Raw genomic sequence first — 21050 nt, 5'->3', positions numbered from 1 at the left:
AAAAAACTAAATCAGAATTTTTGAATATTAAAAACGGATCTCAATCGGCCGATTTCATCTCAAAACGGCAGTTTTTAACAAAAAAAGCGATTTTTGTGATAATATTTTGGTTGCCCCATCAAATTAATTCCAAAAATGGGTATTGGAACGTGTTTTTTGGTTCCCATTTCGGTTTGAGGTAACTTACTTTGTAGTATTGCGAGCAAACTTACTTTTACGGAAAAATGAGGATTCGCTCTTATCGATGTTAGGGACGAGCGGATAGGGATTTCTGATCTTTAAAAAATTGAGTACCGTTAATTTTATCGCAAAACACCGTTTCCGCGCAAAATATCGGGTACTTTAATAGAGTTGTTGAAAAATTAATTCTCCATTTGTTTCCGTTTTATTGAAATGGACGATTGAAGTGGTTTTGTCAATCGCGACTATGGAATTTTTCAAAAACTCTATTAAAGAATGCTTAAGAAGAGCGTTTTGCGCTTATCCAAAAATCGAAACGAAAGTTTTCCCTTAAAATATTTTTAATTTGACATATAAGGGTTTTTTAAAAAACGATCCAGAACCATAAAGGAGAATTCACTTTTTAAATGACAACTTACTCTCTTAAGTTAGGAAAAATTTTTGTAATATCTTGTTTCGTTTTTTTCGGTTTAACGAATTGTGCAACGGGTAATCTTACGATAACCGGAAGAAGTTATCCGCCGCTTGCGGAAGCGGAACCTATCGACGTGATCATGAGAGCCGTGCCCGACTATCAAGTGGAACAGATCGGAATCGTAGAAGTTCGTTGCGGACAATTAAAACATTGTATCGAATACGTTAAAGAAAAGGCAAGAGAACAAGGAGCCGACGTAATCATATTAGCCGATTCCGGAACCGTTACTTCCGTAAATTATATGCCCGGAACCCACGCGGGTAATACTTCCACGCCGGGTCGGGTTACGACTACCAGCGGCCAAGTTCAAACTTGGGAAATTGCTAAAAAAATTCTAACACCTTATAAAGAAACGAAAGAAAATAAGGGTAAAGATAAGAAGAAAGTTTCCGAAGAAAACTAACGAACTAGCGGATAATGGTTAGGTAATTTACAGAAGAGGAAGATTAACCTTTGATAAAGCCTAACCGCTTTGCAGGGCTTGCTTGTTTCACGGAGGATTGTCGTAATTCCGACAGATTTACAGCCTGTCCCAAAACTTAATTTTACATTATCAAAAAAACAAGCGAAGAGGATTCATCGTCGTTTTTTCTTACGTTTGCCGCTCGCCGCTTTGAGAGTTTTGGATTTTTTCTCAAAGCCGTCCTGTTTATCGTCAAAGTGAAAATAAAAATCAAAGGATTTCCCGAGAATTTTGTAAATTCTCCAAAACTCAATAACGTCAAGACGCCTTTCACCGGATTCGATTTTGGAAATATACGACTGAGGCTCGCCCAAACGTTCTGCAACTTCCAGTTGAGTAAGCTCGGCGTCTTTTCTGGCAGCGATTAAATTTTTACAAAAAATCTTCGCTTCGCGTGAATGAAGGGACTTGAACAAAACGAGAAAATTCTACATCCTGGAATAGAATATGCCAAAATAGGATATTTTCGCGACAAACATACGGGGAAATACGGGATTTACGAACTTGGATTCTCTTTGAAACTTTGAAAACTATGGATTGGCGAAGTTATAAACTTAAAATTTTATAGAATGGAACTCGAATTATTAAAACGGGACTCTAATTGTAATTCGGTTCGCAGCATGTTTTAAAACTGAATCTTGTTTTATCAAAAAGTCCTCATAAACCGTACTGACTTCTCAACGCAAACACTTCCGGAACGTAAACAACGTTCTTTTCTATTCCCATTCACTTCACGTAACGCGCTCATTGAACTCATTCGGTTTCTTCTCGGAAATCGTCTCCATGTTCTTAATACATCGCGTCGCAGTTTTTAAAAAGTTATTCATTTCGAATGATTCAAGTTTTTGTTCACGGCGTAAAAAACAATTCGAATTTTGAGAAAGACATGTACGTATACTTTGAACTCGGAAAAAAATGTGAATCGAAGGACGAGAGCGAAATCGAACCACAAAACGTGCGTTAGTTGACACAGAACCGAACTTACAAATCAAACTTCTGCAAAAGATTGACACATAAAAATAAAAACTATGGCTCGCGCGTAAAATTAAGAATCAAACGGAAAGAAAATTCATCGTTATGCGTGTATTGGATCGGGCTGAAAAGATATCGAAGAACGGACTTCTGCGAATCAACGGTCTTTGTTGTCGGGAAACTTCAATTTACGAAACAACAAAAAATACAAACCCGCATAACCCGCCAAACAAAACGTCAACACGGCGCTTCCCGTAATTTCGGCGCTGCGATGAACCGCAAAAAAAATCATCGCGGGAAGATTGGCGGCCGTAAAAAGAAACGAGACCAAACCTTTGTTTTCCGAACGAACCGCGACCAATTGATAGAGATGTCTACGGTGCGCTTTGAGAATATTTTCCCGATCTTTGATCCGAAGCAGAATCGTAATCACGCCGTCCACAAAAAACACCGGAAGTAAAAAGAAAGCCGAAGTGATTTCAAACGAAACCCTCTCATCGAAAAAAAACAAAGGAAGAACCGCGATCGTATAACCGATCGGAAGCGAACCCGCGTCGCCTAAAAAGAGTTTGGCCTTGGGCAAATTGAAACCTAAAAAACCGAACACACCCGCGCAGATCCAAACGTAAACGGAAGGAAGTTGAGAATGAAACAAAAACGGAAACGCCAAAACCGAAAGAAGAAAATGAGAGGAAAGATACGTATCGAGTCCGTCCATAAAATTGCAAACGTTGACGACAAACAAGACGAAGACGATCAGAAGCGCCGTGGAAAGACCCGGAACGTTTTCCGCTCCGAAACCTAAAAACGTAAAACGAATCGGAAGCAACTGAAGGAAAACGATCAGGAAAAAAATTTCCAAAACGAGGCGGGTCCCCGCGCCGAGAGAAAGAAGATCGTCCGCGAGACCGATGGAAAAAAAGAAAAACAGACCCGCAAAAAAAAGAAGAATCTTCCGATCCGGAATTTCAAAACCTCCGAACCAAACCGCGGCCAAACAAAACACGGGAAGAAAAATCCAAATCCCCCCCGATTTTTTCGTGGTGCCCGAGTGCATACTTCTTTCGTTCGAAACGTCCGCGATCCCGAACCGTTTGGAATGGAGATAAAACCGGGATAAAAAGATCGTAACCGAAAAAACTAGAACAGCAAGAAGAGCCGGGTTCCAAAAAAAAGAAATCTGTTTCACTACCATCCAACCTAGAAGCGAGAAGTCTCAAAGCAATCAGAAATCGAAACGATTTTGATTGCCAAATCCGGCTAAAGTAAAGAACCTAACCCTATGTTCCAGGGCGTTTATACGGCGATCATCACTCCATTCAAAAACGATAAAATCGATTACGACAACTATTTCAAACTACTGGAAAAACAAATCAAGGCGAACGTAAGCGGAGTTGTTCCTTGTGGAACAACGGGAGAATCACCGACCCTTTCCCATACCGAACACGCGGAACTGATCCGAGAAACCGTTAAAGTCCTACAAGGAAAAATTCAAGTTGTGGCCGGAACGGGCTCCAACTCCACAAAAGAAGCGATCGAACTCACCGAGGCCGCCTGCAAGGACGGAGTGGACGGCGTACTTTCCGTCAATCCTTACTACAATAAACCGACACAAGAAGGGCTCTTTCAGCATTTTAAGTCGATCGCGGAACATTCTTCCGTACCCGTAATGCTCTACAATATTCCCGGAAGAACTTCCGTAAATCTACTGCCGGAAACCGTTCTTAGATTGAGCGAGGTCAAACAGATTCGTTCGATGAAAGAAGCCACGGGGGATCTGGGACAAATGGGAAAACTCATTTCCCTAGTAGGAAATAAAATGACGGTACTTTCCGGAGACGATAATCTCACGCTTCCCTTGCTTGCGATCGGAGGAACGGGGGTCGTTTCCGTAATTTCCAATTTATTTCCCAAGGCAATCGTGCAGCTCGTAAAATCCTTTCACGACGGAAATACGGCCCAAGCCCAAAAAATACATTACGATTTTATAGAAGTGTTCGCGCTCGCGTTTATGGAAACCAATCCGATACCGATCAAGGCCGCGATGCATTGGTTCGGTCACTGCGGATCGGAAATCCGTCTTCCTTTGACGCAACTTTCGGAAAATACTACGAGCGCAAAATTCAAAAAGGTTCTCGAAACTCTGAAAGAAAAAGGATACGAGTAAGATGACCGATTCCAAACATCAGATCGCTCTCATCGGAGGTTCCGGGAGAATGGGACGCGCCATCATCTCCGTACTTTCCGTTTCCTCCAAGTCGGCGCTTTCTTCTTCCGTAGTCAGCGGAAGTTCCGTGTTTTTGGGAATGGATTCCGGATTACACTCCGGAGTCAAACAGAACGGGGTCGACTTTTCCTCGGACATAAACGCCGCCGTCAAAAGCGCGGACTGCGTCGTCGATTTCAGTACACATCAAAACTTGGATTCCACACTCAAGGCCTGTCTCCAACATTTAAAACCCGTGGTGATCGGAACCACCGGACTTACCGAACTTCAAAAAGACGCACTCAAAGTCGCCTCCAAGGAAATTGCGATCGTGTATTCTCCGAACATGTCCATCGGCGTGAACCTTCTTTTTAAGTTAACCGAAATCGCGGCCAAGGTGATGGGAGAAATATCGGACATAGAAATCCAAGACGTACATCACCGTCATAAAAAGGACGCGCCGTCCGGAACCGCCGAAATGCTGAAGAACATTCTACTCGAAACGTTAGGCAGAACCTCAAAGAACGTTGTCCACGGAAGACACGGGATTCTCAAAGAAAGAGATCCCAAGGAAATCGGAATTCATACGCTCCGCGCGGGAGAAGTGATCGGGGATCATACCGTATATTTTTTCACACCCGAAGAGAGGATCGAAATCACACACAAGGCCCAGGATCGAAAAACCTTCGCGGTCGGTAGCGTACACGCCGCGGAATTTTTAGTCGGACGCAAACCCGGACTTTACGATATGTTTTCGGTATTGGGATTGTAGATCGGGAGTTTGCGGTTTGTTTTTCTTTAAGAACATATCCCTTTTCCCGCTCGGTAAAAATCCGCTCGTCATCGCAATCGATCTACTCATAGTCAGCTTTCTCATCTATCAATTTTATACGACCATCCGCAGGACGCGCGGAATCCAACTTTTGCTCGGGGTCGCGGTCATCTGGTTCTTGGGAATTTTTGCGAGCACCTTCGAACTGGAACTCCTGGATTGGATCATAGAAAACATCCGTCCCGCGCTCGTGTTTGCGATCATCGTACTACTCCAGCCCGAACTCAGAAAAATCACAGCCGATCTTTCCAAGATGAAAATCTTTCAGCCCTTCCTTCTCAAACAAATGACGGATTTGGAGGAGATCACCGAAGCCGTCAAAATCATGGCAAAGAACAAGACCGGATCTCTCATCGCGATCGTACGCGAAAACAGTCTTAAGGAAATCATCGATCAATCCGTGCAGCTCGACGCGATCATCTCCACGAGTTTGCTGCTTACCGTCTTTAAAAAGAATTCCGCGCTACACGACGGGGCCGTAATCATAGAACAAAACAGGATCGCCTGTGCGGGCGCGTTTTTGCCCATGACTCGGAATTTGGACGACGCGAGAATGGGAGCCAGGCACAGGGCCGCCGTCGGAATTTCGGAGGAATCGGATTCCATCGTCATCGTAACGTCGGAAGAAACCGGGGAAATTTCGGTTTGTTACGACGGAGAGATGACTCATCCGGTCAAACCGATCGAGCTTAAAAATCTGGTGAATACGATTTTGCAAAAGAAAGACATCGGCTCCGAAAAAAACAATTCGATCGAAGACAAAACGGGGTAACGGATGATGTTGAAAATGATCTTCAACAACTGGCAGGCCAAATTCGGATCCTTGATCCTCGCCGCCGTGTTCTACATCAATTTACAAAATTCTAAAATACTCGTAAAAGAGATCCAGATCCCGATCGAATATCCCAAGTTAGGCGGTTCACTTGTTGTCTCCAAAACCTCGGATAAAACCGTTCCCGTAAAAGTGGAAGGGGTTCGGGAATACGTGAACTATTATTCCCAGTTCTTAAAGGCGCATATCAATTCGTCCGAACTCAAACCCGGCGAAAACTCGATTTCGCTCTACAGGATTTCGGGCGCACCCGCAGGACTTCGGATCACGAGGCTGAAGGACAAGATCAGGGTCAACGTGGAATCCAATTCGGGTAAAATTCTTCCCGTCGAAGTCAAGTTCACCGGGGACCTTCCGCCTAACTACGTAAAGACGAACCATTTCGTTTCGCCGAGTGTGATACACGTCAGCGGTCCTCCCGGAGTATTGGAAGGTCTGGGAAAAATTACGATTCCCGCGATTGCACTCAAGGACAAAACCGAATCCTTTACCGTAAAACACAAACTTCCGGATTTTCCTTCTAACGTCAAGGTGCGGGATAACGTAAAGGAAGTCGCGGTGCGGATCAATATCTTTGCAAGCGCGTCTAACGCGGGCGAGACTTTGTTACTCGGAATTCCGATCAAATGCCAAAACCTGGATAAAAATCTGGAAGCTGAATTTTCAGAACCCGAGGTTTCGGTAAAACTTCAATCCAAAACTCCTCTGAAAAGTATCCAGGTCATAAAGGGACTTTCCGCGAGTGTGGTCTGTTTACATAAGTACGATCCCAAGACCAAAAAAGTTCTTCCGGACAACAAACCGGTATTTGCCAAGATCAAACTGAACAAATCTCCTTCTCTCAAGGCCGTGGACATCCTCGGAGTTTTTCCGGACCGGATCTCCATTCTTTTCAAAGTCAAACCCGACAAGGACAAAACCGGAGGGGGAGAGGAGCCGGACGCTACCGAAGAGGAAAATACGATCGAACCCGATTCCAATCCGGAGCTTTTGGAAGAAGAATGAAAATTTCCGTCGGCAACGATATCGTAGAAAACTCTCGAATTAGAAATCTCTTGGAAAAACACGGAGATCGTTTTTTAAAACGGGTTTTTTCCGAGTCCGAGCAGGAATATTGCTCCAATCGAAAGGATCCCATTCCTCATTTAAGCGGAAGGTTCTGCGTTAAAGAAGCCTTTATTAAAGCCATCGAACCCGGGGACAAGGTCGTCTTGGATATGCGGGAAATCGAACTTTTCGGAAAGGAATTCGGAAAAAAAGAATTGGTACTCCATGGAAAATCCAAAGAATTGTTTCTTACCAAAGGATACAGCGGTTGTTCGGTTTCGATCAGCCACGCTGAGAATTATTCCACCGCCGTCGTGGTGCTTTATAAGGAGTAAACGATGATTTCCGATACGATGAAACAGACGATTCAATTTTACAACGAAGGTCTGAACTTTTATAAAACCAGAAAGTTTACGGAAGCCTTGGAAAAATTCAAAAAGGCCGCCGAGTTGACTCCGGACGACGGCCCTTCCAAAAAATACATCGGCCGTTGTCAGGCATTCATCGAAAATCCTCCTCCCGCAGACTGGGACGGGGTTTTTGAAATGAAAACGAAATAAGAGAATCCATGTCCAAAAAAACCGCAACCAGAAGCGCACGTCCCATTACGGAGTACGGAGCCATTTCCACCGTTCTCGGAAGAGAAACTTCCTTTTCCGGAATTCTCAACTTTCAAAAACCCCTAGAAATTTCGGGTGAGTTTCAAGGAGAAATCGAATCGGAAGGATTTCTTCTCGTAAGCGAAGGCGCAAAAGTCCGCGCGAACATCAAGGCCGGTACCGTGATCGTGGGCGGTGAAATTACAGGAAACGTAATCGCCACTCAAAAGTTGGAAATGTTATCCACCGGCAAGGTGAACGGAAACATCAAAACTTCCAAATTACAAATTGCAGACGGAGTGATCTTTGACGGGAACTGTGAGATGATCCAGCCCAATAAAGATTGACCCAAGCTTTCCTCCGTAAAAAGTGGTACCTGCTAACCCGAAAAAGCCTACGGACAGGGCTGAGATAGGCAAAATCGCCCTCATTCTGCTCCTCGGTTTTTTCGCCGGAGCCGTGACGGGAGTCATTCTCGATCGCCTAACGGGCGTTTCTTTTTTCTCTTCCTACCTGCTTCGGGAAGCAATCAAGTTCGAACTCTACGTAATCAAGGTCGAGATACAATTTACCCCTGCTAGTCTCATGGGACTCGTAGCGACGTTGTATTTCGTACTAAAAAAGGGGTAAACCAATGTCAGTGATCTCAATGAAAAATCTTCTGGAAACCGGAGTACACTTCGGTCACCAGACCCGTAAATGGAATCCGAAAATGGCGCCGTACGTTTTTACGGCCAGAAACGGAATTCACATCATCGACCTACAAAAGACGGTTCAAAAAGCAAAAGAAGCGTATGACGCTCTGAAAAAACTGACCGCCGAAGGAAAAAAGGTTCTTTTTGTAGGAACAAAAAAACAAGCGAGAGGCGCGATCGAAAGAGAAGCCATCCGCTCCAATATGTTCTTTATCAATAACCGCTGGCCTGGCGGACTCCTTACCAACTGGAACACGGTTAAGAGAAGCATTGCCCGTCTCAAAAAGCTCGAAGGTATGGAAGCGGACAATAGTTTCGAGAAAGAAGTAAAAACTAAAAAAGAAATTCTTACTCTGAGAAGAGAGTTGGAAAAACTCCGCAAAACTTTGGGCGGGATCAAGGACATGGCTACCATTCCCGAAATCATGTTCGTCATCGATCCTAAAAAAGAGGAAATTGCGGTTAAGGAAGCGAGAAAACTCGGCCTTAAAATTTTCGCGGTCGTGGATACGAACTGCGATCCCGAATTGATCGACTATCCGATTCCGGGTAACGACGACGCGATCCGCGCGATCTCTCTTTTTCTCGAAACCATGTCCAACGCGGTGATCGAAGGAACCGGCGGAGTTGTGGAACAACCTAGATTCAGCGAAGACCTCGATTCGGAAGCTCTGGCTTTGGAATACCAAGGTGAATATGATGAAAGTGGAAAGTTCATCATGGACGAAGACGCCGACGCTAAAAAAGCCAAGGCCGCCGCCGATGAAGCCGCTGCAGCAGCTATAGCAGCAGGAACTGCTACTCCAACTACAGAACCTGCGGCGACCATTCCAACTACGGAACCCGCTGCGACTACGATCGAAGTGGATAAAAAAGACTAAGGGATTTTTGGCAATGGCAGTTACTACAGACTTAATCAGAGAACTCAGAGAGAGAACCAGCGCAGGAATGATGGACTGCAAAAAAGCTCTCGAAGAAAACAACGCCGATATCGAAAAGGCGATCACCTGGCTGCGTGAAAAAGGGATCGCCAAGGCCGCCAAAAAAGCGGGAAGAGAAACCAAAGAAGGAAGAGTGGTTTCTTACATCCACGGAAACGGTAAAATCGGAGTTTTAGTCGAACTGAACTCCGAAACCGACTTCGTTTCCAAAAACGAAGACTTCGAGGCGCTCGGTAAGGAAATCTGCATGCAGATCGCCGCGATGAATCCTTTGTATCTGAACGAGGAATCCATTCCTGCGGAAGATCTGGAAAAGGAAAAAGGAATCATGAAATCCCAGCTGGAAGCCGAAGGCAAGAAGGCGGAGCAGATCGACAAGATCCTTCCAGGAAAGATCAAAAAATACGTTTCCGAAGCCTGTCTTGTAAATCAGTCATTCTTCAAGGACGATTCCAAAACGATCGACGACTTAGTAAAGGAAGCGATCGCGAAATTCGGTGAGAACATCACCATTGCCCGTTTCGTCCGCTTTCAGGTGGGTGGACTCTAAATTTTGGGAGCGAAGTATAAGAGAATTCTAATTAAACTCTCCGGAGAAGCTCTTGCCGGAGAGGGAGAATTCGGGATCGACACCCATAAGGCCCATTCTCTCGCGGAAGAAATCAAAGAAGTCCACGACCTCGGTGTGGAAATCGCTCTCGTAGTCGGGGGCGGTAACATCATCCGCGGAACCAATCTCGCCAAGGTGGGAATCGACCGCGCCACCGCGGACTACATGGGAATGCTCGCTACGATTCAGAACGCCCTTGCGCTTCAAGACGCCTGCGAAAAAAAAGGACTCTACACGAGAGTTCAATCCGCCATCGAAATCAATTCCATCGCGGAAAGTTACATTCGTCGTCGTGCCGTTAGACACCTCGAAAAAAGAAGAATCGTAATTTTTGCGGGCGGAACCGGAAATCCGTATTTTACCACCGATACGACCGCGAGCCTTAGAGCCGTGGAAGTAGGCTGCGACGTGATTCTCAAAGCCACGAAGGTGGACGGGGTTTATACCGCGGACCCTAAAAAAGACAACGGCGCACAACGTTATTCTCAAATCTCCTTTATGGAATCGATCAATCGTCGTTTGAAGGTGATGGATTCCACCGCTCTCAGTTTGTGTATGGAAAACAACATGCCGATCATCGTGTTCGACATTTTCAAACGGGGGAATCTGAAGGATCTTATCACCGGAAACAACATCGGAACCCTGATCTCTAATTCGGAGGACATTCAAATCGATGGCAAGTGAAGAAATCATTGCGGGTATGAAAACCAAGATGGATAAAACCATCGATCTTGTTAAAAAAGATTTCGGAACCGTTCGCACCGGTCGCGCCAATCCTTCCCTTGTGGAAGACATTCGCGTGGACTACTACGGCACACAAACCCCGATCAATCAGCTCGGAAATATCTCCGTTCCCGAACCTAGAATACTCGTCATTTCTCCTTACGATAAGGGAATTATGAAGGATATCGAAAAGGCGATCCAAACCTCGGGTCTGGGTCTTCAACCGTCTAACGACGGTGTGGTGATCCGAATCATCATCCCCGAACTGACTGGAGAAAGACGGAAAGAACTTGCAAAAGTTGTAAAGTCTAAGTCCGAAGAAAAAAAGGTCGCCATCCGAAACATCCGCAGGGACGCGATGGAAGATCTCAAAAAACACACGGAAGGGTTGTCCCAGGACGAGATCAAAACCGTTCAGGACCAGATTCAAAAAATCACCGATTCTTACGTGGAAAAAATTTCCGCTCTTACCGCAGAGAAGGAAAAGGAAATCACTACGATCTAACGTGGGCTTTTTCGAGTCCAATCTCCCCAAACATATCGCCGTCATCATGGACGGCAACGGTCGATGGGCTACGGCTCGGGGAAAATCCAGATCCGACGGTCACAGAGAAGGGGCGCAGGCGATCGATCGCCTCATGGATGCGAGCCTCGAGCTGGGTTTGAAAAACATTTCCCTCTACGCATTTTCCACCGAAAACTGGAAACGTCCGATCACCGAAATCCGATCCATTTTCAATCTGCTCGTGGAATTTATCGATACCCGTTTGGATACGATTCATTCGAGAGGAATTCGAATTTTTCATTCCGGAAGCAGAAAACGTCTGACGCGAAACGTTTTGGACAAGATCGACTTTGCGATCGACAAAACCCAAAAGAACAAAAATCTCAGCGTCAACTTCTGTTTGAACTACGGTTCTCGGGACGAACTCCTCCGGGCCGCACAAGAAACGTTTTTACGGAGAAAAGAGGATAAGGTCCCTTTCGAAAAGCCCCTGAAAGAGAAGGAGCTTGAAAAATTTTTATATACGTCCGCTCTTCCTCCCGTAGATTTACTGATCAGAACGGCCGGGGAACAAAGACTTTCGAATTTTCTGCTTTGGCAATCCGCGTATGCGGAGTTGTATTTTACAGACACTCTTTGGCCCGATTTCGACAAAAATTCCCTGGTGGATTCCCTCAAGTGGTACGAAACCAGAACCCGAAAATTCGGAGGACTTACGAATGGGTGAAACATCCAAAAGGCTCGCTTCAGCCGTTGTGCTTCTTGTACTTTATCTTTTTATGATATTCTACGCGGATTTTTATTATCTGCAGACGTATCTGATTCTTATTTTGGGCGGTTTTGTCGGAATCGGGGAATTTTATAATCTTTCCGATCGGGGAGAGGAGGGTAGACCGTTTCGCGGAACGGGAACCTTCTTTATGTTTCTCATCATTTCCTTTTATTACTTTCGATTTATAGGCGCTCAGAACAAGTTCGAACCTCCCTTGTTCTTTTTGCAATACATCCGATATTTCATTCCTCCGTTTGATCCGGTTCCGGCCGCGCTCCTTTTGCTGTTGATCGTAACGTTTACTTTGCAGATCACCAAACGACCGTTAGATGGAGCGATCTTTTCGGTTTCCTCCACGTTTTTAGGCGTGTTTTACGTCGCGATTCCTCTAGGACATCTGATTCTTTTGCTCGGAATGGGGCAGGGGATTTACTACGTCGTTCTCGTTTCCGTCGTTACTTTTATTACCGACGCAGGAGCGTATTTCGGAGGAAGATGGTTCGGAAGACATCCCGCAGGACTTGCGATCTCTCCCAAAAAAACCTGGGAAGGTTACGCGACCGGGATCGTCACCGCGATCGCTGCGGTATATATCTTCAACTTGATTTGGGAAAGTTCCACGGGAACCTCGGCGGCTGTGCGCGGGTTGGAGGTCTTTTTGATTTCCGCGATTTTATCCTTGGTCAGCGTGATCGGAGATCTTTTGGAATCCGCGATGAAACGGGACGCAAAGATCAAGGATTCCGGTTCTCTGATTCCGGGTCACGGCGGAATGCTCGATCTCGCGGATGCGCTTTTGATCACGATTCCCGTTCTTTATTATTACCTTCAGATCAAGGGGGATCTGGGATTTCAAGTCTAACCGGTATGACAACCTCCGTTTGTCTTCTGGGTGCGTCGGGTTCGGTCGGAGAATCCACTCTTAAGGTACTGCGCGCCTTTCCGGAAGAATTCCGTCTTCATTCTTTCAGCGTCCATTCCAATCTCGAAAAGGCTCTTACGATTCAGAAAGAATTTTCCCCGGAGTTTATCTGCGTGAGTTCCGACTCCGCGGATCGTACCGTCCTCGGAAACAAAATCGGCAAAACACAAGTCCTTTACGGAGAATCCGCTCTCTGCGAACTCGTACGCGAACCGGCGGTGCGGATCGTGATCACCGCGATCGTAGGCGCCGTGGGTTTACGTCCGACGATCGCCGCGATCGTTTCCGGAAAAAGATTAGGAATCGCTAATAAAGAAACGTTAGTCACATCGGGCCCTCTCGTCAATTCCCTCGTCGCAAAACATAAGACGGTCGTCGTTCCCGTCGATTCCGAACACAACGCTCTTTTTCAACTTCTGGAGTCTTTAAATCCCCGCTCGGTGGAAAAAATCATTCTCACCGCGTCCGGCGGATCGTTTCGGGATTTAACCGTAGAACAATTGGCTTCCGTCACAAAGGAACAGGCGCTTCATCATCCGACTTGGAACATGGGTCCTAAGATCACGGTCGATTCCAACGGTATGATCAACAAGGGACTCGAAGTCATCGAGGCCCATTTTCTTTTCGGAGTTCCTTACGAGAAGATCGGAGTTGTCGTTCATCCGCAGAGTATCGCGCACGGAATCGTGGAATTGAAGGACGGAGCCTCGTTGATCTACGCCTCTTATCCGGATATGATCTTTCCGATCGCCCATTCCCTTTTTTATCCGGAACCGGTCCCGAAAATCCTTCGGTCCCATCCCGCAAAGGATTGGGGTAAACTCGAATTTAAGGAGCCGGATTTTAAAAGATATCCTGGGCTTAGGCTGGCCTTCGATGCGGGTAAGGTCGGAGGAACGGCTCCTTGTATTTTTAACGCGGCCAACGAGGCGGCTGTGGAATTGTTTTTGAAGGACGAGATTCGTTTTGTCGAAATTCCGAATTACATCTCCGCCGCGTTAGACGAAATACCGACGGAATATCCGACGTCTCTGGAAGGTTACGAGGAGGCCGATCGAATCGCCCGCGAAACCGTCCGAAATCTGAAATTAAGGAAGGCAGTATCCGTATGTTGATCATGATATTAGGCGCCGTATTTATGTTGGCGATTTCGATTTTTATCCACGAATTGGGGCATCTTCTTTGCGGAATGCTCGTGGGAGTTAAGGCGAGAATTTTTTCGATCGGATACGGTAGGGGGATTTGGAAGAAGAAGGTCGGTGAAACGACCTACCAGATCACCGCGATCCCGGTCGGAGGTTACGTTCTTTTTAAAGGGGACGACTACGGCGGAGAAATCAAGGGGGAACCGGGAGAACTTCTTTCCACTCCTCCCCTCAAAAGAATGATTCCCGTTTTGGGCGGTCCTCTCTTTAATCTATTTTTAGGTTTTGGAATATTATTGATTTTGAATTTTCTAGGACACAATCCTCCGGGGAATCGGATCTTTATCGATCCCGCCGATCAGGAATTTTCCGCCGCGTACCAATCGGGTCTTAGAACCGGAGACAGAATCCTGAACATCGAAGGAAACAAAACCGAAAAGTTCGAGGACATCGTGACGAGCGTTGGTTTGTCCTCCGGTAACGCGCTCAAAATCCGAGGAGAAAGAGAAGGTAAGGCGATGGAATGGAGCGTGATTCCCCGTATCGTCTACAATCCGAAACGTTCCTCCGGAATTCCCACCATCGGTGTGGAGCCTTTCGGGGAAAGAAGGGTGGTCGCTACGTTCAGTTATTCCGAACAGTTTCAACACTGGTTGTCTTCCCGTTTGGATAAATCGCACGAAGCGGAGAATTACTATCAAGAACGTCTGAAAAAAGCCGTGGAAGGCAGGGATATTCCCGCGGAAGTTCTACTCGAAAAAGAAAAGGAAGAAAAAGAAAACCTCCTTCGTTCCAGAGCTCTCAGTTATTTAAACGACGGGGACGTGATACAGACCATAAACGGAAGAACGATTTCCACAGTGGGAGAACTTCAAAAAATTCTGGGGGAATATCAGAATCAAAAGGTAAGTATCGTAGTAGATCGTAAGACTTATCCGTTGGTCAATCCTTGGTCCACTGAAAACGTGAGTGTGGAAGTTCCGGTTCTCGGAGCTAATATATTAGAATTTAAGAATATTCGAGATCGGAAATTTTCCGAGTTGAACCTGGAGTCCTACCAGTTTGCGAGTTATGATCCGGAACTCGGCCAAAAACTTCTGAACCTTGCCGTGGACGGAAAAAGTTTTCCGAACTTCGAGGAACTTCTCGCCTATATCAAAAACAAAAACGGAGAAACCGTAATCGTGGATATGGGAAACCTTAAGTTAGAAGCGGAACCGAAGGTGCGTCCGATCGGACTTCTCGGCTTTAGACCGAACATGAAATTTAGTCCGGCTCCGATGGAAAGAGAACTCGGCTTTTTGGAATCCTTTGTGGTCGCGGGTAAGGACGTTTACGAAAATGTGGAAACCACTCTCAAAGGAATCGGAATGTTGTTCTCCGGAATTCTTTCGGTAAAGGACAGTCTTTCCGGACCTGTGGGTATCGTTTCCTATGCGGGAATCAGTTTGGAAATCGGTTGGGAAACGTATTTGGAGTTCGTCGCTAGGATCTCGATCGCTCTGATGATAATGAATTTACTTCCCATTCCGATGGCGGACGGTGGACATATCGTATTGTATGCGTATGAAGCGATCACCGGAAGACCTCTTCCCGGAAAAGTGATCGAGTCCATCTTTCGAATCGGATTTTTGTTTCTGCTCGGGCTCGGACTCTACGTCACCTTCAACGATGTAATGCGAATTTTCTAAACGCATGAAAGCATCGAAATACATTCTCCCAACAGAAAAAGAAAATCCTGCGGACGCGGTTGTCGCGTCCCATCGGCTTATGATCCGCGCGGGTCTCGCGCGTAAATCTTCCGCCGGTCTTTATTTTTATCTTCCGCTCGGTTTGAAAATTCTTCAGAAGATCAAACAGATCGTTCGAGAAGAAATGAACAACACGGGCGCGTTGGAATTCGATCTTCCGATCTTAACTCCGTCGGAACTCTGGGAACAGAGCGGAAGATGGAACGCGATGGGAAAGGAAATGTTCCGTATCAAAGACAGACACGATCTTTCCTACTCGCTCGGACCGACTCACGAGGAATCGTTCAGCTCGCTCATTAAACCTTTATTAAAATCGTATAAAGATCTTCCGATCAACGTCTATCAGATTCAAACTAAGTTTAGAGACGAGATTCGTCCTCGTTTCGGTGTGATCCGTTCGAGAGAGTTCGTGATGAAGGACGCATATTCGTTTCATATCGACGATCCTTCTCTCGACGAAACGTATCAAACGATGCGAGTCGCTTACAGAAAGATCTTCGATCGCTGCGGTCTTAAGACGATTCCGGTTCAAGCGGACTCCGGAAGTATGGGCGGTTCGGCGTCGGAAGAGTTTATGGTCGTTTCTCCGATCGGAGAAGAAACATTATTGTTGTGTAATTCCTGCGGTTATAGTTCCAACAGCGAAAAGACTCCTTTTGTATTCAAAAAAGAGAATATAGACTCCGCAAAACTTTTCGAAAAAAAAGAAGTCGCAACCCCCGGTAAAAAAACGATCGAAGAAGTGAGCTCGTTTTTGGGAGTTCCCGCAAAAGAAACGATCAAGGCCGTCGCGCTCAAATCGGATAAGAAAAAGATCCTGGTATTCTTACGCGGGGACTTGGAACTCAATCTTCACAAACTGCATTCTCTTCTCCGAATTGTGGACTCCGAACCTATGACGGACGCGGAGATCCGGGAACTCGGGCTCGTTCCCGGTTTTATCGCGCCCGTAGCGCCGAACGACAAGGTAAAAGTTTTATACGACCGTTCCTTACAAAAAGATTTTCCATACGTTGTCGGAGCCTCGAAAGAAGACTTTCACATCCAAGGTTTTGTTTTGGAAAAAGAAATTTCCGGTCTTCCCGAATTCACCGATGTCGCATTAGCAAAAGAAGGGGATCTTTGTCCGAATTGCAATTCTACTTTGAAAGCCGAAAAGGGAATCGAGGTCGGTCATATTTTTAAGTTAGGTGAAAAATATACCAAGGCTTTTGGGATTCAGGTTTTGGATCAAAACGGTAAAACCAGAACTCTTACGATGGGTTGTTACGGAATCGGAGTCAACCGAACCATGGCTACGGTAATCGAACAATGTAACGACGAGAAAGGAATTTTCTGGCCGATCAGTATCGCTCCGTTCGAGGTCGCTCTCGTGAGTATCACAAAGGGTGAGGAGCAAACTTCCAAAGTGGAAGAATTTTATAATGTTCTAAAGAACGAGCAGATAGAAATTTTCTGGGACGACCGCGACGTCGGACCGGGATTTAAACTCAAGGATTCGGAACTCATCGGTTTTCCGATCCGAATCACGATCGGAAAAAAATTCTTCGAAAACGGGGAGATTTCGATCTACAATCGTAAGAAAGACAAAGAAGAATCCTTCGCCTTTACGGGATTCGAAGACTTGGTCGCAAGAGTAGAATCTCTGCGTCAGGAACTCTTCGCAGAGTTGGAGTAGTTATGGGAAAAGCCAGTCATTTCGAAAAAGAAGGATACTTCGGAGAATTCGGAGGACGTTATTCTCCCGAAATTCTTCACGACGCCCTCGTGGAACTCGAAGCTACGTACAAGAAACTCAAGAAGAGCAAACACTTCAAAAAAGAACTTTCCTACTATCGCAAGAATTACATCGGTCGTCCTTCTCCGCTGACGTATGCGGAATGTCTGACAAAGGCTTGGGGTGGCGCGAGAATTTGGCTTAAACGCGAAGACTTAAATCATACCGGAGCGCATAAGATCAACAATACGATAGGCCAAGTGCTGATCGCAAAGGCGATGGGCAAAACGAGAATCATCGCGGAAACCGGAGCGGGTCAACACGGGGTCGCAACCGCGACCGTGGGCGCGATGTTTCAAATGGAAACCGTGGTCTATATGGGAGAAGAGGATCTTCGTCGCCAAGAACTTAACGCGATTCGTATGAAAATGATGGGAGCGAAAGTTGTCGGAGTTTCCAGCGGAACCGCGACTCTCAAAGACGCGACGAGCGAAGCGATGAGAGACTGGGCATTAAATGTTTCTAATACTCATTATATCGTCGGCTCTTCCATCGGTCCTCATCCTTTTCCCACGATCGTAAGAGATTTTCAATCCGTGATCGGTATCGAGTCCAGAAAACAATTCAAAAAAACGAACGGTAAACTTCCGAACGCGGTGGTTGCCTGCGTCGGAGGCGGCTCGAATGCGATCGGTATGTTTTACGGTTTTCTAATGGATAAGAAAGTAAAGTTATTCGGCGTGGAAGCGGGAGGATATTCTTCGGAACCCGGTTCACATTCCGCGACGATAAAGTTCGGAAGAACCGGATTCTTACACGGAACAAAAACTCTCGTGATCCAAGACGAATCCGGTCAGATCGTTCCAGCTCACTCCATATCCGCGGGACTTGATTATCCCGGAGTGGGACCCGAGCACGCGCACTTTCACAAAAGCGGCAGAGTGACCTACGCGAACGTGGACGACGAGGGTGCGTTAGACGCCTTTTTAGAAGTCTGTAGAATCGAAGGTATCATTCCCGCATTAGAAACCGCTCATGCGTTTCGTTTTGCGAAAGACCTTGCTAAGTCTATGAGCAAAAAGGAAGACGTCTTGATTTGTTTATCGGGACGCGGCGATAAGGACGTAGCCGAGGTTGCAAGACTTCGGAAAGGAGAATTTTCTTGAACGCGATTTCCTCCGCTTTTTCTTCCGATAAGAGCGTCTTCATTCCCTATATTTCCTTGGGTGATCCGGATTATGAATCCTGCGTCGTTTGGGCGGATGCCCTCATTCGAGGAGGCGCCGGAATTTTGGAATTGGGGATTCCTTTTACCGATCCGGTCGCCGACGGTCCCGTCATTCAGAAGGCATTCAAGCGTGCGTTAGCACATCCTTTCTCTATGAAAAAAATTCTGGAGATCACCGCGGAGATTCATAAACTACATCCTCAAATTCCGTTGGTTTATCTTACGTATTTCAATCCTCTGTTTTCGATGGGTTTGGAAACCTTCACCGAATCCGCTAAGAACGCAGGCATTCAAGGTCTGATCATTCCGGATCTTCCCTACGATACCCCCGAGGCGGAGGAGTTCTTTTCCCTGTTGGTAAAAAAGAAAATCGATTTCATTCATCTCGTGACTCCTGCGTCTACGAATGTGCGGATTCAGTCGATGAAATCCCTCGCGTCCGGTTTTATCTATTACGTGACTTCTTACGGTGTGACCGGCGAGCGTCGCGCTCTTGCGGAGGGTTTGGAAGAGAGAATCCAGTTGGTTCGTAATAAGATCGGTCTTCCGGTTTGCGCCGGGTTCGGGATTTCTTCTGCGGATCAGGCCCGTGATATTTCGCGTTTCGCGGACGGTGTGATCATCGGTTCTGCGGTGCAGAAAATCATCGAAGAATTCGGGGCGAATCGCGTGGTTTGTGCGGGTAAACTTTTGGCGTATGCTTCGGAGATTCGAGCCTCTATGAGATGAGGAGGCCGCACTCCTTTTTCGGGTTCGTTGTTTGGGTCTGTAAATTGGAGAGACGGTGGGATTTTTTACGTTGGGTGTGCTCTTCCGAGTTGGATTTGGCTCCGTAGAAGTTTTTGGGGAAAGCGAAGTTCTCTTGTAATACTCAAATTTGTTGGAACTCCACGGGATTTTGTTTTTCTAGGGATTCCCCACTCTAATAGCAAAGAAAATAAAAAACACCGGGAGATTCCCAACCCCCAAGCCAGGATTCCCAGCTTACACCAATCCTCCTCGAAAGGACGAAAGTTCATCTTCTGCAGATTCAAATTTTTCTCCTGATATCTGGCATAAGCCAGCCTCTTCCCCAAAAAACGTTTCCGAACCAAGGTCTCGTCCCAATGCGATAAAAGAAGGTGCAGGGTTTTTCGAAGGGCCTTCGGACGAAGCCGAGTGGAACAAACCAAGTGCTCCGGAATCAAAAACGAACAAAGATTACCGGACTTACGGACGGAATAAGACGTAAACCCGGACTTAAAAGAAGAATTCCCCATAACCGGAACGGTTCCGGGTAAAGAGCGGGCGGAGCGGAAAACGGAACAAAAAATGAAAACGGAAGGAGAACAACAGGCGGTAAGGCCCTGAAAATATTGACGAAACTCCGACGGATAGGATACTGATCCCCGATCAAGGCCGGAGGAACGCATGAGCGAAACAAAGTTTAAAATCACTCCACTACACATTATCTCTCTGATACTGGGGATATTGGGGATTGTTTTCATATCATTAACGGCATTTTTTCCGAACTATTCGCTCAACACCGAATTTTTACTCGGAGGATTCGCACTGCTTTTGATCAGTTCGTATCCGATCTATAAGTTCATAGAAGCCAACACATCCGATAAACAAAGGTCCGGCAGCATCTGGCTTTCGGCCGTAGTATCGTTTACGATGTTTTTCCTATATCAGGTCTTTACACCGCTCTCCGAGTTGGAAGAATCATCCGTGTCTTGGAGGTTCACATTACTGAGAGCCGGGGTGAATAAGAGCGAAAAAGAATCCGAAGAAGGCACGATCGAATACACGCGATACAATCCGCCTCCCGGAGCAAGACAGGATATACAGATAATCGGAATCACGACCACGTCGCTGGAAAAACTGCAGGGAAAATGGCCTTTACCTTGGAAATATTACGCAAACATCATAGACATATTTAAGAATACGTCCAACCAGTTGATGTTCGATATTTTTTTCGTGGATTATAAACCCGGACAAACCGAAGAGATGGCTCAAGCCTTGGCAAAAAATCCGCAGGTCATGTTCGACTACCCGATGGAAACGAGTTTGGAATCCAAGAGTTCCATTTTGAATCTGGAAAAACGCATCGACGTGCTCAAAAAGTTTAAGTTGGAAAACGTGGAGGATCCGGGGGATGTCGGAAGATCCTGGTTGAAATTCCCGCAACCTCCGATCGAACCCGTAGCGGAAAAAGCATCCGGATTAGGATTTGCGAATATTAAAAAAGACGAAAGTGGACTCAACCGAAGAATGCCTCTCGTAGCAAAACTGTTGAATTCGGGACCGCTTAGGGAAACGGAATACTATCCGTCCATCGACTTAATCATCGCGTGTAATTATCTCGGGGTGGACGTAAAAAGGGACGTGGAAGTTGTAATGGGAAAATACGTAAAGATCAAGAACATCCCGCAAAAGACTTTGACGAGTTTCAA

At 46.1% G+C, this 21050-nt stretch carries 24 protein-coding genes (1 of these 24 running past the window's edge); 21 read left to right on the top strand and 3 right to left on the bottom strand.

Annotated elements, in window-relative coordinates; all coding sequences use genetic code 11:
• Nucleotides 1–587: 587 nt before the first annotated feature.
• Entirely contained in the window at nucleotides 588–1058 is a 471-nt protein-coding gene (locus tag LEP1GSC194_RS16220) for an LA_1841 family salt-regulated protein (RefSeq protein ID WP_020774574.1), read from the top strand.
• A 173-nt stretch (nucleotides 1059–1231) separates the two neighbouring features.
• Here LEP1GSC194_RS16220 and LEP1GSC194_RS16215 read toward each other — a convergent pair whose 3' ends face one another.
• Both LEP1GSC194_RS16215 and LEP1GSC194_RS16210 read right to left on the bottom strand, forming a co-directional pair.
• Nucleotides 1232–1534 (bottom strand): helix-turn-helix domain-containing protein, encoded by a 303-nt coding sequence (locus tag LEP1GSC194_RS16215; protein WP_017808838.1) that lies wholly within the window; start codon nucleotides 1532–1534, stop codon nucleotides 1232–1234.
• Between the two features lie 713 nt (nucleotides 1535–2247).
• Entirely contained in the window at nucleotides 2248–3279 is a 1032-nt protein-coding gene (locus LEP1GSC194_RS16210) for an MraY family glycosyltransferase (RefSeq protein WP_020774596.1), read from the bottom strand.
• Between the two features lie 93 nt (nucleotides 3280–3372).
• Between LEP1GSC194_RS16210 and dapA the strand changes: the two genes are divergently transcribed.
• From dapA to trpA, 19 genes are read left to right on the top strand one after another with little or no spacing between them, the layout of a single operon-like run.
• Nucleotides 3373–4257 carry a 4-hydroxy-tetrahydrodipicolinate synthase gene (gene dapA, locus LEP1GSC194_RS16205; protein WP_017808841.1) on the top strand — a complete coding sequence of 295 codons (885 nt, stop codon included), beginning with the start codon at nucleotides 3373–3375 and terminating at the stop codon, nucleotides 4255–4257.
• A 1-nt stretch (nucleotide 4258) separates the two neighbouring features.
• Entirely contained in the window at nucleotides 4259–5068 is an 810-nt protein-coding gene (gene dapB, locus LEP1GSC194_RS16200; RefSeq protein WP_020774598.1) for a 4-hydroxy-tetrahydrodipicolinate reductase, read from the top strand.
• A 16-nt stretch (nucleotides 5069–5084) separates the two neighbouring features.
• Nucleotides 5085–5900 (top strand): diadenylate cyclase CdaA, encoded by an 816-nt coding sequence (gene cdaA / locus LEP1GSC194_RS16195; RefSeq protein WP_020774590.1) that lies wholly within the window; start codon nucleotides 5085–5087, stop codon nucleotides 5898–5900.
• Nucleotides 5901–5909: 9 nt separating this feature from the next.
• A complete protein-coding gene (locus LEP1GSC194_RS16190; RefSeq protein ID WP_086005196.1) occupies nucleotides 5910–6965 on the top strand; it encodes a CdaR family protein in 1056 nt (351 codons plus the stop codon).
• Nucleotides 6962–7342 carry a holo-ACP synthase gene (gene acpS, locus LEP1GSC194_RS16185; RefSeq protein ID WP_020774600.1) on the top strand — a complete coding sequence of 127 codons (381 nt, stop codon included), beginning with the start codon at nucleotides 6962–6964 and terminating at the stop codon, nucleotides 7340–7342. Before LEP1GSC194_RS16190 ends, acpS begins: the two co-directional genes overlap by 4 nt.
• A 3-nt stretch (nucleotides 7343–7345) precedes the next feature.
• The gene (locus tag LEP1GSC194_RS16180) at nucleotides 7346–7567 is read left to right on the top strand and encodes a tetratricopeptide repeat protein (RefSeq protein ID WP_020774579.1); all 222 of its coding nucleotides are present in this window, start codon (nucleotides 7346–7348) and stop codon (nucleotides 7565–7567) included.
• A gap of 8 nt (nucleotides 7568–7575) precedes the next feature.
• Nucleotides 7576–7953 carry a bactofilin family protein gene (locus LEP1GSC194_RS16175; RefSeq protein WP_020774569.1) on the top strand — a complete coding sequence of 126 codons (378 nt, stop codon included), beginning with the start codon at nucleotides 7576–7578 and terminating at the stop codon, nucleotides 7951–7953.
• 22 nt (nucleotides 7954–7975) lie between these two features.
• Complete coding sequence (locus LEP1GSC194_RS16170; RefSeq protein WP_020774594.1) at nucleotides 7976–8236, top strand: hypothetical protein; 261 nt, start codon at nucleotides 7976–7978, stop codon at nucleotides 8234–8236.
• A gap of 4 nt (nucleotides 8237–8240) precedes the next feature.
• Nucleotides 8241–9182 (top strand): 30S ribosomal protein S2, encoded by a 942-nt coding sequence (gene rpsB, locus LEP1GSC194_RS16165; RefSeq protein ID WP_020774589.1) that lies wholly within the window; start codon nucleotides 8241–8243, stop codon nucleotides 9180–9182.
• A 13-nt stretch (nucleotides 9183–9195) separates the two neighbouring features.
• A complete protein-coding gene (gene tsf, locus LEP1GSC194_RS16160) occupies nucleotides 9196–9792 on the top strand; it encodes a translation elongation factor Ts (protein WP_003007636.1) in 597 nt (198 codons plus the stop codon).
• 3 nt (nucleotides 9793–9795) lie between these two features.
• Complete coding sequence (pyrH, locus tag LEP1GSC194_RS16155; protein WP_003007629.1) at nucleotides 9796–10536, top strand: UMP kinase; 741 nt, start codon at nucleotides 9796–9798, stop codon at nucleotides 10534–10536.
• On the top strand, nucleotides 10526–11080 hold the full coding sequence (gene frr / locus LEP1GSC194_RS16150) for a ribosome recycling factor (protein WP_020774576.1): 555 nt from the start codon (nucleotides 10526–10528) through the stop codon (nucleotides 11078–11080). Before pyrH ends, frr begins: the two co-directional genes overlap by 11 nt.
• Nucleotides 11081–11126: 46 nt before the next feature.
• A complete protein-coding gene (locus tag LEP1GSC194_RS16145; RefSeq protein ID WP_051185271.1) occupies nucleotides 11127–11807 on the top strand; it encodes an isoprenyl transferase in 681 nt (226 codons plus the stop codon).
• Nucleotides 11800–12714 carry a phosphatidate cytidylyltransferase gene (locus LEP1GSC194_RS16140; protein WP_020774583.1) on the top strand — a complete coding sequence of 305 codons (915 nt, stop codon included), beginning with the start codon at nucleotides 11800–11802 and terminating at the stop codon, nucleotides 12712–12714. Before LEP1GSC194_RS16145 ends, LEP1GSC194_RS16140 begins: the two co-directional genes overlap by 8 nt.
• 5 nt (nucleotides 12715–12719) lie before the next feature.
• Nucleotides 12720–13889 (top strand): 1-deoxy-D-xylulose-5-phosphate reductoisomerase, encoded by a 1170-nt coding sequence (dxr, locus tag LEP1GSC194_RS16135; protein ID WP_020774567.1) that lies wholly within the window; start codon nucleotides 12720–12722, stop codon nucleotides 13887–13889.
• On the top strand, nucleotides 13883–15610 hold the full coding sequence (locus LEP1GSC194_RS16130; RefSeq protein ID WP_020774572.1) for a site-2 protease family protein: 1728 nt from the start codon (nucleotides 13883–13885) through the stop codon (nucleotides 15608–15610). Before dxr ends, LEP1GSC194_RS16130 begins: the two co-directional genes overlap by 7 nt.
• 4 nt (nucleotides 15611–15614) lie before the next feature.
• Nucleotides 15615–17348, top strand: a complete 1734-nt coding sequence (locus LEP1GSC194_RS16125) for a proline--tRNA ligase (protein ID WP_020774571.1) — start codon at nucleotides 15615–15617, stop codon at nucleotides 17346–17348.
• Between the two features lie 2 nt (nucleotides 17349–17350).
• Nucleotides 17351–18553 carry a tryptophan synthase subunit beta gene (gene trpB, locus LEP1GSC194_RS16120; protein WP_020774570.1) on the top strand — a complete coding sequence of 401 codons (1203 nt, stop codon included), beginning with the start codon at nucleotides 17351–17353 and terminating at the stop codon, nucleotides 18551–18553.
• Nucleotides 18550–19344: a tryptophan synthase subunit alpha gene (trpA, locus tag LEP1GSC194_RS16115; protein WP_020774573.1), complete on the top strand. Its 795-nt coding sequence runs from the start codon at nucleotides 18550–18552 to the stop codon at nucleotides 19342–19344. The genes trpB and trpA overlap by 4 nt, the downstream gene beginning before the upstream one ends.
• Nucleotides 19345–19409: 65 nt before the next feature.
• Here trpA and LEP1GSC194_RS16110 read toward each other — a convergent pair whose 3' ends face one another.
• Nucleotides 19410–19874 carry a DUF1564 family protein gene (locus LEP1GSC194_RS16110; protein WP_036043415.1) on the bottom strand — a complete coding sequence of 155 codons (465 nt, stop codon included), beginning with the start codon at nucleotides 19872–19874 and terminating at the stop codon, nucleotides 19410–19412.
• A gap of 151 nt (nucleotides 19875–20025) precedes the next feature.
• Between LEP1GSC194_RS16110 and LEP1GSC194_RS16105 the strand changes: the two genes are divergently transcribed.
• Nucleotides 20026–21050 carry the 5' portion of an adenylate/guanylate cyclase domain-containing protein gene (locus LEP1GSC194_RS16105; protein ID WP_036043393.1) on the top strand. 1288 nt of this gene lie beyond the right edge of the window, so 1025 of the gene's 2313 nt are visible here — the first part of the coding sequence; the start codon lies at nucleotides 20026–20028; its stop codon lies beyond the right edge, outside the window.

It is taken from the genome of Leptospira alstonii serovar Sichuan str. 79601 (genome assembly GCF_000347175.1).
Lineage (GTDB): Bacteria > Spirochaetota > Leptospiria > Leptospirales > Leptospiraceae > Leptospira > Leptospira alstonii.
The sequence above is the reverse complement of the archived record's forward strand: the minus strand, read 5'-3'. Positions and strand labels throughout refer to the sequence as shown.